Here is a 13,459-nt window from a genome sequence, read left to right on the forward strand (position 1 = left end):
CCGATGCTGCAATATGTTGCCAAGCGGTTGCTGCTGACTCTCCCCACGCTTTTTCTTGTATCGCTCATCGTCTTCACGCTCATACGGCTCGTTCCAGGCGATCCGGCTCAGGTGCTCCTCGGCGACGATATGAATAAAGCATCGGTCGCCGCGATGCGCGAGGAGATGGGACTGAATCGCCCTCTGCCAACACAATACGTCACGTGGCTGTCGCACGGGATTCGCGGCAATCTCGGCGTGTCCATCAGCACTGGCGAACCGGTCACAAGCCTCATCTTTCAGCGCTTCCAACTGTCTGCGGTAGTAGCTTTGGTCGCTGTCATTCTGGCTACCTTGATCGCCATCGGTGCAGGCATGATCGCGGCATGGAAACAAAACAGCTCGATCGATATAGCCGTTGTAGGCGCCGCCTCGCTGGTTCTCGCAATCCCAAGTTTCTGGCTTGGCCTTCTTCTGTTACTGGTGTTTGGTCTCAAATTCGGTTGGCTGCCGGTCGTGGGTTACATTCCGTTCGCTGAAGACGCATGGCAATGGGCGCTCTTTCTTGTGCTTCCCGTCCTCACGCTTACGATCGTCGAAAGTGGCGTACTCACCCGCATGATGCGCGCTTCCTCACTCGACGTCCTGAAGATGGAGTACGTTACACATGCACGAGCCAAGGGCCTTTCCGAACTCAGAGTTCTTACCCGCCATGTCTTCCCAAACGCCTTCGCTCCAACATTGACATTGGTCGGTCTTACGCTTGGTCAACTGATCGGCGGCATTGCAGTCATCGAAACAGTCTTCACTTTGCCTGGCCTTGGCCGCCTCATGGTCGACGCGATTATGGCGCGCGATTATCCAGTCGTTCAGGGATGCCTTCTTTTCACAGGCCTGGTTTATGTCGTGATCAATCTAGTGGTGGATCTCTGCTATCCCTTCTTCGATCCTCGTGTGGCGGCCAACTGATGCGTATTGGCCGTCATCACTTCCGCCTCAATGCACTCATTGGCTGTATTTTTGTTGGGATACTTCTGCTGTCCATTGCTGTAGGTTTCGCATGGATGCCGTATGATCCGATCGCAATCGACCTCGACCACACGCTGGCACCGCCATCGATGGCCCATTGGCTAGGCTCTGATGAGTTCGGCCGCGATGTTCTCAGTCGCGCCATGTTGGGCGCGCGCATCAGCGCCTCGATCGCCTTCGAGGCGACTTTAGGTGCCCTCGTCATCGGCGCGGCCCTGGGTATCCTCACCGGCTTCGTTCGTGGCTGGACGGATCGTCTCGTCATGATGGTCAACGATGCGATGCTCGCGCTTCCAGGAATTTTGCTTGCTCTCGGTTTGATCGCAGTGCTTGGCTCTGGTCGAAGCAGCATCGTTCTCGCCCTTACGCTCGCCTATCTCCCCTCGGTAGTCCGGGTGATCCGTGGAGCCGTCCTGTCTATTCGTCAGCGAGAATACATCGAGGCTTCCCAGGTTGCCGGAAACAGCACGCTTTACACCATGGGGCGTCACGTTCTACCCAACGTTTTACCGCCGATTATCGTATTGGGTACGAGCGTCTTCGGATGGGTGGTCTTATCGGAGAGCGCCCTCAGCTTCCTTGGCGTTGGCGTGCCGCCACCAGCGCCAACCTGGGGCGATATGCTCTCCTCCTCTCGGCCGTACATGGAAAATGCCACATGGCTCAGCATCGTGCCGGGCCTCTGCATCGCTTTCACATTGCTTGGGATAAACCTCTTTGGCGATGCGCTGCGCGACTGGCTCGATCCTCGAAACAAGGAAAGTGCATGAACGAGACTACGACGGGCCCGCCCCATCTCCTCGAAGTGGAGAACCTTTGCATCGAGACAGCTCCCCGTCACGGTAATCCACGCAGTCTGCTAGAAGATCTCTCCTTCCACATGGTGCCGAATGAATTCCTCGCGATTGTGGGCGAATCGGGCAGCGGCAAGACCATGGCCGCCCGCGCGATTCTCGGGCTCCTGCCCCCGGGAGTTCGCTTGGCCGCAGGCGCTATTCGTCTTGGTGGCCGGGATCTTACACAACTCACCTTGCCTCAACTACGCGCCGTGCGGGGTTCACAAATCGGCATGGTCTTCCAGGAGCCAATGGTTTCGCTCAACCCCGCACTCACGGTTGGCCACCAGCTCGCCGAAGGGCTGAAGTTGCATCGCGGTCTAGGCGCCGAAGAGACCCGCGAACTCTGCGTGAAGATGCTCTCTCGGGTCCGCATCACCGATCCAGAGCGCTGTCTTAAGTCCTTCCCTCACGAGTTTTCTGGAGGCATGCGGCAACGAATCATGCTGGCATCGGTTCTGTTGCTGAAGCCGAAGCTCCTGATTGCGGACGAACCCACCACGGCGCTCGATACGCTTAGTCAGCGCGAAATATTGGAGCTCATGGTCGAGCTTGCCCGCGACAACGGAGTCGCAACCCTGCTCATCACACATGATCTTGGGCTCGTCTCGCGTTACTCCGAGCGGGTGATCGTCCTCGAAAAGGGCAAGCTCATCGAAAGTGGTGATACGAGCCAAGTATTGACGCAACCAGCCCACAGCTATACGCGGCGTCTCGTCTGCTCGCGACCTCAGCGTTCGCAGAATAAGCAAGCACCTGCTCCTGACCGCGAAGTCCTTCTTCAAATAGACCAGGCCTGCATCTCCTACCCTGGTCGGCCAGGTCTCTTCGGACCCAGCGCTGTGAAGCCAATCGTGCACAACATAGACCTGACACTACGCGAAGGTGAAATTATGGCGCTCGTGGGCGCGAGCGGATCCGGCAAGACCACGCTTGGCCGTGCAGTGATGGGACTCAAGGGTCTTGACTCAGGAGCGATCCGCTTCGATGGCAAAGATATCGCGAAATTATCCAGAAAAGAGATGCGGACCTTCCGCGCCCAGGCCCAACTTATCTTCCAGGATCCCTTCTCTTCTCTCGACCCACGCATGCGCATCGACGACATCATTGCAGAACCCTTACGCCATGCACCTGGAACGACTGCGGAACATTTTAGAAGAGTCCAGGAAGTTCTCTCCGAAGTAGGTCTGACCGACTTCGGTAACCGGTATCCCCATGAGATGTCGGGCGGCCAACGGCAGCGAGTCGCCATCGCCCGTGCCATCGTCTCGCGTCCGCGCCTCGTTGTCGCTGACGAGCCAGTCTCGGCACTCGACATGACCATCCAGGCGCAGGTGCTCGCCCTACTTCAACGCCTGCAGGCCGATTACGGATTTGCCTGTCTCTTTATCACGCACGACCTTTCGGTCGTGGAACAGGTTGCCAACCGGGTCATCGTAATGTCTAACGGACGCATCGTCGAGTCAGGCCTTGCCGATGAGGTCTTGAGAAACCCTCAGCACGGCTACACGCGCGCCCTGCTTGCAGCCACCCCAAGCTTGCCGCAATTGACCTACACAGAGATCAGTTTGCCTTGAAGATCCGGATCCTGCCTCGCTCCTGAGTTCACGTTCACTCTCCGCGATACAGTAATTCTGTCTCCTGCAAACCGGCATACGACCGTATCTCGAAAAGTTGTTTCTGGAAAGATCCAGTTCAGTTCCAGAGTATCCGAGTCTAACCATCGTCCTCCCGCGACGACGCGTAGGGGCGTTAGGTTGTAGCCATGGTGCAAACGCGCTCCCGGCATATCTGTTTCACCTTCAAGCCAGTTGCCGATCCCGGCAGTCACGGCGTACTCACCCTCGTTGTCGATGAGGCGAAAGGTACATACCGCAGGAGAGGTATCGAGGTGCAGAGCCTTCACCCCGAACGGATTCTCCTCAACGTTGTAGATGAGTATGCTGGCGTGCTCAAACCGAGATTCAACCAGTGACATCAGCTTTTCAACTTCCGTCTCTTTCTTCAAACGCGCTTCCAGCCGAGCATCAGCAACATCCTCAGCATTCAACGTATGCTTCGGGAAGAGACGTGACAGATACCTGTGAACCAGCGGGACCAGATGTCCGGAGCAAGCCATCGAATCGTTGATTGCGCTCGTGAACGTTATCACCGCGTCGTAGGCGGGAGAGATCAGAATCAGTTGCCCAAAGAGCCCCATGGCATAGAATTCTCCCTCCGGTCCTGTAACCCAGTGGTAGCCATAGTTGCTGTCGCCATATGCTCGCGTCGCATCGTCGACCCACGTCTCGGGCAAGACCCGTTTGCCTTTCCACATACCCTTCTGCAGATGCAGAACTCCAAGCTTCAGTAGATCGACGACCTTGCAGCTGAGGCCATTCCCTCCGGGATTAATCCCCTCCGGCCCCATGTCCCAGATTTCTCCCTCGATATCCAAGGGTTCAAACAAACGCGGCTTCAGATAATCATGCATCGTCTGGCCTGTAACTTTGGTGACGATCGCCGAAAGCATGTAGCTTGCCGCGCTGGTGTAGACGTAAACAGTTCCTGGCTTATGCACTACAGGAATTTTGAAGAACTCCGCAATCCAACTCGTCTCAATCGCGCGCCACCGCGACCCGGAAGTCTCCTCCACGTGTCCGGTTCGCATTGTCAGCAAATCCTGAATGGTCATTGCCGCGAGGTTCGCATCGACTCTCGCCGGGAGATGCTCGGGGAAAAAACTTATTACCGTGTCGGTGAGCGACAAACGCCCTTCTTCCAACGCCAACCCAATCGCACACGCGGTAAAACTCTTGGTCACCGAATGACTGATACGAGGCCGATCCGAGCGATACGGCCACCGGTAAGCCTCTACGGCCAGATGCCCGCTACGGTATACAAGCAAACTATGCACGTCTAGACCGGCATCTTTTGCCTCATCGAGTAAGGCTGCAACCGCATCCGCGTCAACGCCAACCTCTCTGGGGCGCACACGCAGCAACCCATCGGCCGGATTGACCTTCATTTCAAGCTCCCAAATAAAGCAGCTGGCACCAATACATTTCCTTCCATCAGACGCCGTGCACTTCGGCTCATCACCGCCTTAATCAACACCCATGTTCCATTTCTCTGCTCGGCCACAGCACCTGCCATCATTACACCGGAAGGATGTCCAAATCTCACCCCGCTCATCGTCTTGCCCAGAAGGCGATGAATTACCGTGCCGGGTATCGCAGCCGCGACCCCGAGCGCAATCGCGCCTGTCCCTGTCATCGCATGATGCAGTTTTCCCATCGACAGGATCCTCGCATTGAGATCGATCATCGTTGGGTCGACCATCTTTCCGCTCGAAGCCTTGTATCCCAACGGGGGCGATACGAAGCAAAGCTTTGGCGTATGCAGTCGCCGCAACGTCGCCTCTTCCACGGTTGCGGCAAGTCCCATGCGCACTGCTGCATGGGCTCGGACCGTCTCTAATATTGCGAGCAACTCCAAGTCCTCGTTTACATCCTTCTGCATCTCATCGCCGCGCATGCCAATCTGTGCGGCATCGACAAAGACCGCGGGATTACCGGCGAAGATCATCGTCGCTTCCACGTCTCCCAGCCCCGGCAGCTTCAGCACATCCATCGCATTGCCCGTCGGAAACATCCCATGGCCTTGTGACTGCGCTTCCGACTCCAGAAATTCGACTCGAATCTCGGCCGCCGGAAATGTGACGCCGTCGAGTTCATAGTCTCCGTCTTCGACGACATCGCCGTCCATCATCGGGATATGGGCAACGATTCTTGCATTCAAACTCGTGTGCCTCATGCGCACACTGGCGATTCCGCTGGAAGGAGCACCCACGATTCCTTGCGCAATCGCAAATGGCCCCACTGCCGACGTCAGGTTTCCGCAGTTGCCCGACCAGTCGATGATCGCTTTATCGATTGCGACCTGCCCAAACGAATAATCGATATCGCAGTCTGGCAGTGAGGACGGTCCCACCAACATCACCTTGCTCGTACTCGAGGTCGCCCCACCCATCCCGTCGATCTGCTGCCCGTACCTATCCGGGCTTCCAATCACTCGCAGCAGGATCCGGTCTCTCAACTCAGCGTCCTCTGGCAGGCTATCGGTGCGGAAGAAGACTCCCTTGCTGGTGCCGCCGCGCATATAGACTGCGGGGATTTTAACTTGATTCATTCCATCTTTCCTTCTGCGAGAGGGAAGCCTCGCCACCACAAACGCCTGAGTTACAAAAAGCAACTTTCTTAGCCCCTTTGCAGATTCCCTCAGAACTTACGACTTTCTCCATTCCGGCAGGTCGGAGGAAGATTTGTTCTCGATTAGTGGGAACCGTGACACAAAAGCTGCATAATTGTATTTTATATAAACTAAGATCAAAATGATGCTTTTGTCGATCTACGATTTTATGGTCTATGTCTCAGTCCATCAGGTCGGCACTCGTGCCAATGGAGACCTATGAATTCCAAACATCCGGATTCCTTTCAAGCCGCCTCCACCCTGATCTCTGGCGATCAGAGAGTGCACTTTTTTCGCCTGCACGCGCTGGCAGATGAAGGCATCAACCTGGATCGTCTTCCATTTGCGCTTCGCATTCTGCTCGAAAATCTTCTTCGCTGCGAAGACAACCGCACCGTCACCGCGGAGGACATCCGCTTTCTCGCCCACTGGGACCCGAAGGCCGAAGCGTCCCGAGAGATCGCCTTCATGCCCTCCCGCGTCCTCATGCAGGACTTCACTGGCATCCCTGCCATCGTCGATCTCGCCGCGATGCGCGACGCTATGGTTGCCCTCGGCGGCGACCCAAATAAGATCAACCCACTCCAACCGGCTGAACTCGTCATCGACCACTCTGTTCAGGTGGACGAGTACGGAACTAAAAACGCCTATGACATCAACACTGCGCTGGATTTTCATCGCAACCGTGAGCGTTACTCCTTCCTCAAGTGGGGACAATCATCCTTCGATAATTTCTCCGTTGTGCCCTCCGGCATGGGCATCTGCCATCAGGTCAATCTCGAATATCTCGCCGGTGTCGTCTTCACCGGTACACCGGACGCCGAAGGTAACGTCACGGTCTATCCCGACACGCTCATTGGCACCGACTCCCACACCACGATGATCAACGGTCTTGGAGTTCTTGGCTGGGGTGCTGGCGGCATTGAGGCTGAGGCGGCCATGCTTGGACAGCCAGTCTCCATGCTCATCCCGCAGGTCGTAGGCTTTCGCCTCACGGGCAAGTTGAAGGAAGGAACCACTGCAACCGACCTCGTCCTGACGGTGACCGAGCTGCTTCGCAAGCACGGCGTTGTCGGCAAGTTTGTAGAGTTCTATGGTCCCAGCATCTCCGAGCTGCCGGTCGCTGATCGTGCCACTATCGCGAATATGGCCCCTGAGTATGGGGCGACATGCGGGCTCTTCCCTGTCGACGCAGAGACATTGCGCTACCTGCGCCTGACCGGTCGCACCGACGAACAGATCGCGCTCGTTGAGGCCTACTATCGCGAGCAGGGTCTCTTCTACACTGCCGATACGCCCGAGGCCGAATACAGCTCTGTGATAGCACTGGATCTTGGATCAGTGGTGTCCAGCGTGGCGGGACCTAAGCGCCCGCAGGACCGTGTCGCTCTCTCGGCGACCGCAAGCTCTTTCGAACACCAACTCCCCGGCCTCCTTGGTCCAAACGCTAATCGATCCAGCATTCGCCAGATTCTCCGCTGGGAGGGCGAAGGTGGGCACGCCAGCTTAGAGGGAGATGTCACCCATAGCCTCGGCGCACCAATCGAACCGGTATCGCCCAGGACTTCCGTACGTAGCCGGTTCGGTATTGATCCAGAGCCTTATCTGCATCACGGCTCCATCGTGATCGCGGCTATTACCAGTTGCACCAGCACCTCGAACCCGTACATTATGATGGCCGCAGGTCTGCTTGCAAAAAAAGCAGTCGAAAAAGGTTTGAAGACACCGCCCTGGGTCAAGACCTCACTCGCACCCGGCTCGCGTGTCGTCACGGATTACTACGTCAAGTCGGGCCTCATGCAGTATCTCGACGCACTCCGTTTCCATGTCGTCGGCTACGGGTGCACCGTCTGCATAGGTAACGCTGGCGCTTTGCTCACGGACGTATCGCAGGCTATCGAAGACCATGGGCTGGTCGCCGTCTCGGTCCTCTCTGGTAATCGCAACTTCGAAGGCCGTATCTCACCCGAGGTTCGCGCCAACTATCTCATGAGTCCCCCTCTTGTCGTCGCGTATGCTCTCGCCGGGCATATTGGACACAACTTTGATACGGACCCCATCGGTCCCGATCAAGAAGGTGCACCTGTTTTCCTGAAAGACATCTGGCCCACCCAGGCCGAGGTCTCCGAGGTCATCGCTTCTTCGATCAACTCATCCATGTTTCGCAAACAGTACAGCACCATCTCCGACGGCGATCAGAACTGGCAGCGCCTTCAATTTCCCGTCGGTCAGACCTATGGTTGGGAATCAGGATCGACCTACATCCGCAAAGCTCCTTATTTTGAAGGCATGCCATCACAGCCAGCACCGGTTCAAGATCTGCAGGGAGCACGCATTCTGGCTTCCTTAGGCGACTCCATCACTACCGATCACATCTCGCCTGCGGGCTCTATCAAACCGAACGGGCCAGCTGGCAAATACCTCACCGATCACGGTGTCAAACCAGCAGACTTTAATAGTTACGGCAGCCGTCGCGGCAATCACGAGGTGATGGTCCGCGGCACCTTCGCCAATGTGCGCCTGCGCAATAAGCTCACTCCTGACACGGAAGGTGGCGTCACACGGCTGCTACCCGAAGGTATGTTCACAACGATCTACGAAGCCTCCGTGGCCTACGCTCAACGCAATACGCCTTTGGCCATCCTTGCTGGCAAGGAATATGGCTCCGGATCTTCGCGTGACTGGGCTGCCAAGGGTCCGCGTCTGCTCGGTGTCCGCTTCGTCATCGCCGAGAGCTATGAACGTATCCATCGCTCCAATCTGGTCGGCATGGGCATTCTGCCGTTGCAGTTCCTTCCCGGCCAGAATGCAGAATCACTCGGTCTGACCGGTGAAGAGATCTACTCCGTCGGAACTGCTCCAGGCCAGCTTCGCGATCTACTCGACACTCAATTTACAAGTGGAAAGACAATTACTATTCGCACTGAATCGCAACCCGGCATTTTCATCGAGTTTCCGGTCACCGTCCGTATCGACACTCCGCAGGAGATCCTCTACTACCAGCACGGCGGCATCCTGCAGTATGTCCTGCGTCAGTTAGCAGCTAGACCATAGACCTTTCAATACGACAGGACGACCGTCCTCATTCACAGAACTCTCACGCAGGGCTTCATCGAACTCCATTTCATCGGACGAGGTTCTATGGGCCGCTCAGCGTATCAAGTCCGTTATCGAGCATGATTCGAAATGAGTTTGCACCTAAGTGTCAGAAAATAAATCCGCGAAGATGCCGAGGCCACATATGTTTGAAGCGCACCGATCCGACACCCCCCCTGGAGTCGCCGATCACCTTCGGCCAGCAATATCAAAGGTATACCGGTGGCAAAAGAAGCGCTTTGTTGGCGCTGTATGCGTGGGGCTGATTGCGTTGGCGCTTCCTGCTGATTCCGCTGGAGAAACGGTTCTGCGAGGTCGCCTCGCCGCGGATATCCTTTCACTTGATCCCGGGACATTCCGCGATGCGAATACGGATGCGGTCGTGCTCCATATCGTTGAAGGTTTGGTTGCATCGCGGGAAGATGGATCGCTTGGTCCCATGCTCGCCAGCCGTTGGAAGATCTCTGACGAGGGCAAAACCTACACGTTTACGTTGCGCGAAGGCGTGGTCTTTCATAACGGTGCTCCGTTCACATCCGATGACGTGCTGTGGTCGCTCACCCGCTATCTGAAACCCAAGACGCACTGGCGGTGCCGTTCCGATTTCAGCCAGGATGGCATGACGCAAATCCTATCGATCCTCACGCCTGATCCTCAAACCGTCGTGATTCGACTCAGCAAAGCAGCCCCACTCTTTCTCAAAACGCTCGCCCGCTCCGATTGCGGGGGCACCGGCATCCTTCAACGTAATTCGGTGGGACCAGATGGTATCTTTCGTACGCCGATCGGTACGGGACCATTCCAGGTAGGGGTCTGGAAGCGTAACCAGTACATCGAACTCGACCGCTTCCCTCGCTACGCTTCGTTGCCGGGCCCGCGTGATGGAAACTGCGGTGGTAAGCAAGCTTTGGTAGACAAGGTACGATTTCTCATCATTCCCGACGGATCGGCAGCACGGGTGGCACTGCTGCGAGGTAGCCTGGATGTTCTTGACGCTGTAAACGCAACAGAACTGGCCAGCATAAAAGGAAAGCCTGGCATCCGCATTGAGATGAACTCAGAGATGGATTTTTACGTACTCCTTTTTCAGACAAAGGATCCAGTTCTGCAAGATGTCCGCATCCGGCGTGCAATCGCTCTATCCATCGACGGCATAGGGTTGACCAGGGTAGTAACGATGGGCACAGCTCAGCCCGACAGCTCACCTGTCCCAAATGTCAGCCCGTTCCATGGGCCGGTAGAATCTGCAATCCTGAAACAGAATTTGGATATGGCGCGTCGCCTCGTAAAGGAAAGCGGCTACCACGGCCAGCCCATTCAGATCATCACCAATCGCCGCTATCCACAAAATTTTGACTCCGCCGTTCTTATCCAAGCAATGGCGGCTCGTGCAGGAATCAACCTGCAAATCGAAATCCTTGACTGGGCCACGCAATCCGACCGATACGCGTCCGGTTCGTACCAGACGATGGCGCATTCCTTCTCCGCCCGTCTCGATCCATCGTTCAACTTTCTCGTCCTCATCGGTGATAAATCCAAAGAGCCGCGCAAAACCTGGGATACGCCGTACTCCAAGCAGCTGCTTCAGGCATCGATGCAGATTGAGGATCCTGCAAAGCGTCAACTTGCGATTGATGCATTGCAGCGACAGTTTATTGAAGATGTGCCCGCCGTCGTCCTCTACAACTCGACACGGATAGCCGCCGTACGAACGAACGTCATCGGCTACAGAGGTTGGCCCGCCGACCAGCAGCGTCTGTGGAGTGTCGGCTTTAAATAACAACTCAGCTCGTATTTGAGCTGAGTTGTTTTATTCAATCATGCATCCTTCACGGCAGTTCTAACGCTGATTGACACAGCGATAGTTCTTCGCCTCATCCGAGCTACCTTTGCCGTTCCACCTCGCAACCTTGGGATAAGCGCACACAGGAATGGTGCGTTCGACCACTCCGTCCTTACGATGAGCGGCAATCATCTCCTCCGGGGAGGCACCCTGGCTGACCCAGCGGTCGAGGGCAATCAACATATCGTGTTCCGCATCTGGATGCGGCCACTTGGGTACACCGTCTGGATCATCGACGCCACGCGCGCCACCAGCCAGTTCATAGCCCTGGCCCCCATTGCAATGCGACATCCCCGGAACGATAAAGAGTCGCATGAAGTCCTGCACCTTGGAAGCGCCTCCCACCACGTGCTCTACCTTATCGTAGTAAGCAATTGCGTCTCCAGGAGGCCCAACCGGATCAACCCAGCCGTGATACATCATGAGCTTGCCGCCATGTGCTTTGAAGGCTCGCAGATCGCCGCTGCTGGCATTTACCTCCGCCATTCTGGCGTCTCCAGTCGTTACATCGTGGTCATAGTCGAAGGTATGCCAATCCCAGTCAGGATTGTTGAAGACCCAGTACTTCCAAACGTCGAGCCGCGATGGTTCCTTCGGTCCGGTGATGAAGTTTTTCCAGCCCGTATAGTCACCACCAGTAATCACCTCACTGCCCGGAGCATAGCCGGCGATGATCTGTTCGCCCGTCCGAGAATTGCGCGGTCCCGCATAGATCTTCTTCGTCGCCTCTACTTGCGTCGAGGTCAGGCACGCAGCCGTCTCTGGCCCTTTACACAGCAGCACCGCGGGATCGAACTTGCACGCGAGGGGATCTTCAAGGATGCCATCCTTGACACCATCTTTTGCATCGCATGCATCGATCGCCGCCTTGTGAATCAACGGCAGTTTGTCGTCCGGCAAAATCAGTTGGCCGTCAGGATGCACCGCAGCGAATCCCCAGAGAAAGCCAACGTTGAGGTGAACGCGATCGTTCCCGGCATCCCCTGCGAGAATGCCATCGTAGTCATCCGGAAAGCGCTGCGCCTCCTGCAGAGCCTGGTGTCCACCGGTGGAACATCCATTGAAATAGGAATGTACCGGCGGCGCCCCGTAATACTTGTTCAGGATCAGCTTTGCCGCTTCGGTCGTCACATGCACCGCGCGGTAGCCCCAGTCAGCTATCCTCTCCGGATGACCAATGGCAAACTTTACATCGCCACCTGTATGTCCTGTGTCTGTGCTGGTGGCCGCATATCCCAGGTTGACCGCATTTTCCAACGGTCCGTAGCTGATGCGTCCGTTATAGGCGCCATTGCCAACACCTTGCAGCCGATGGTTCCAGGCTGCGGCCACAGGCAGCCAAACCTCAAAGCCAATTGTTGACTCCGCCACCGGATGAATCACGCCCACCACGCGACAGAAGGCTGGTACCGCCGCAGGATAGATCTTGCGCTCTGAGGTCGACTTCTCGTATGAGGGAATAAAGGTACCCGCGGCGACTTCGACCGCCGATGTAATCGAAGTATTTGGAAGTTGCAACGAACCCAGTTCCCCACAGGTACTGCCAAAAGCGCGCAGTGGCGCAACTGCGGCAGCTCCTAGTAAAAATGCAGACAAACCAATTCGGCGATTCAAGTTCTTCATGATCGATATCCTTTGGGGTCAGATTGTCTGCTCGATTGCATAGAGAAATACTTTTATCGGTGAGCCAGCTCTCGCTCAATGGCTTGATTCACGAGGGGCTCCATCTTTTCGTACCCGGCGTGGTTGGGATGAAGACCATCGATCGTAAGGGACGTCTGCAATCGATCGTGCCCATCTGTCATCGCTGCGTAGTAATCGACATACTGGACGTGCCTCTCAGCCGCATGGCTCTTCAACCATGCATTCAGCCGAAGGATGTCTTCGGGATGACGATCCGTCGTCTGCGGACGGAGCGCATCGCTGACTGGCAGCACGGAGCAAAGAATGATGCGCTCATGGTTCGCTTCTGCGAGATCCACGATGGAGCTGATCGTCTGTTCGATGAAGGCGACCGTATCGGAAACCTTGAAAGCGACGAGATCATTGGTTCCGGCCAACAAGACGACTACCTTCGGCTTCAGGGCCAGAACATCGCTCCTATAACGAAGCAGCATCTGACCCGCATTTCCACCGTTGATACCACGATCAATATAGTTCGGCTTGTCCTGAAACAGGCTGGAGTACTTTGCATCCTGCCAGTGATTCGTAATGGAGTCACCCAGAAAAACCACTCGGGGCAATGTGATGGGCAATGCGGCTAGCCGCTTATTCTCTGCTTCGTAGACTCCAAGCCGAGCCCAGTCTTCAAGAGGCGGATGGATATTAGTATGCGTCAAGGGTGCAGCCGATGACACAGTGGCTGGCGTCGTCTGAGAAATCCCTGCGGAAGCCAGAAAGAAAGTAAAGAGCAGAGCGGACAATTTCATCTTTCGTCTCCTGGTCG

The 13,459-nt window shown here is 56.1% G+C and carries 9 protein-coding genes; 5 read left to right on the plus strand and 4 right to left on the minus strand.

Annotated features, from left to right (window positions below; all coding sequences use genetic code 11):
- The first annotated feature begins 3 nt into the window (after window positions 1-3).
- Genes ACIPR4_RS13910 through ACIPR4_RS13920 form a run of 3 tightly spaced genes read left to right on the plus strand, consistent with a single transcriptional unit; the run spans window position 4 to window position 3,421 of the window.
- The gene (locus ACIPR4_RS13910; protein ID WP_013569301.1) at window positions 4-948 is read left to right on the plus strand and encodes an ABC transporter permease; all 945 of its coding nucleotides are present in this window, start codon (window positions 4-6) and stop codon (window positions 946-948) included.
- Entirely contained in the window at window positions 948-1,778 is an 831-nt protein-coding gene (locus ACIPR4_RS13915) for an ABC transporter permease (protein ID WP_013569302.1), read from the plus strand. Before ACIPR4_RS13910 ends, ACIPR4_RS13915 begins: the two co-directional genes overlap by 1 nt.
- Complete coding sequence (locus tag ACIPR4_RS13920) at window positions 1,775-3,421, plus strand: ABC transporter ATP-binding protein (protein ID WP_013569303.1); 1,647 nt, start codon at window positions 1,775-1,777, stop codon at window positions 3,419-3,421. The genes ACIPR4_RS13915 and ACIPR4_RS13920 overlap by 4 nt, the downstream gene beginning before the upstream one ends.
- On the opposite strand, the gene ACIPR4_RS13925 is transcribed toward ACIPR4_RS13920, so the two are convergent.
- Both ACIPR4_RS13925 and prpF read right to left on the minus strand, forming a co-directional pair.
- Window positions 3,397-4,851 carry a serine hydrolase domain-containing protein gene (locus ACIPR4_RS13925; RefSeq protein WP_013569304.1) on the minus strand — a complete coding sequence of 485 codons (1,455 nt, stop codon included), beginning with the start codon at window positions 4,849-4,851 and terminating at the stop codon, window positions 3,397-3,399. The genes ACIPR4_RS13920 and ACIPR4_RS13925 overlap by 25 nt on opposite strands.
- Entirely contained in the window at window positions 4,848-6,014 is a 1,167-nt protein-coding gene (prpF, locus tag ACIPR4_RS13930; RefSeq protein ID WP_013569305.1) for a 2-methylaconitate cis-trans isomerase PrpF, read from the minus strand. Before prpF ends, ACIPR4_RS13925 begins: the two co-directional genes overlap by 4 nt.
- Before the next feature lie 279 nt (window positions 6,015-6,293).
- Between prpF and acnA the strand changes: the two genes are divergently transcribed.
- Both acnA and ACIPR4_RS13940 read left to right on the plus strand, forming a co-directional pair.
- Window positions 6,294-9,128, plus strand: a complete 2,835-nt coding sequence (acnA, locus tag ACIPR4_RS13935; protein ID WP_013569306.1) for an aconitate hydratase AcnA — start codon at window positions 6,294-6,296, stop codon at window positions 9,126-9,128.
- 298 nt (window positions 9,129-9,426) lie between these two features.
- Window positions 9,427-10,950 (plus strand): ABC transporter substrate-binding protein, encoded by a 1,524-nt coding sequence (locus tag ACIPR4_RS13940; protein WP_041586100.1) that lies wholly within the window; start codon window positions 9,427-9,429, stop codon window positions 10,948-10,950.
- 60 nt (window positions 10,951-11,010) lie between these two features.
- Here the strand turns inward: ACIPR4_RS13940 and ACIPR4_RS13945 are convergent, their stop codons facing one another.
- Together ACIPR4_RS13945 and ACIPR4_RS13950 are read right to left on the minus strand one after the other, a co-directional pair.
- Window positions 11,011-12,636, minus strand: coding sequence for a tannase/feruloyl esterase family alpha/beta hydrolase (locus ACIPR4_RS13945; protein ID WP_013569308.1), 1,626 nt, complete (start codon window positions 12,634-12,636; stop codon window positions 11,011-11,013).
- A gap of 53 nt (window positions 12,637-12,689) precedes the next feature.
- Window positions 12,690-13,442 carry a GDSL-type esterase/lipase family protein gene (locus ACIPR4_RS13950; protein WP_013569309.1) on the minus strand — a complete coding sequence of 251 codons (753 nt, stop codon included), beginning with the start codon at window positions 13,440-13,442 and terminating at the stop codon, window positions 12,690-12,692.
- Window positions 13,443-13,459: the final 17 nt, after the last annotated feature.

Source organism: Terriglobus saanensis SP1PR4 (genome assembly GCF_000179915.2).
Lineage (GTDB): Bacteria > Acidobacteriota > Terriglobia > Terriglobales > Acidobacteriaceae > Terriglobus > Terriglobus saanensis.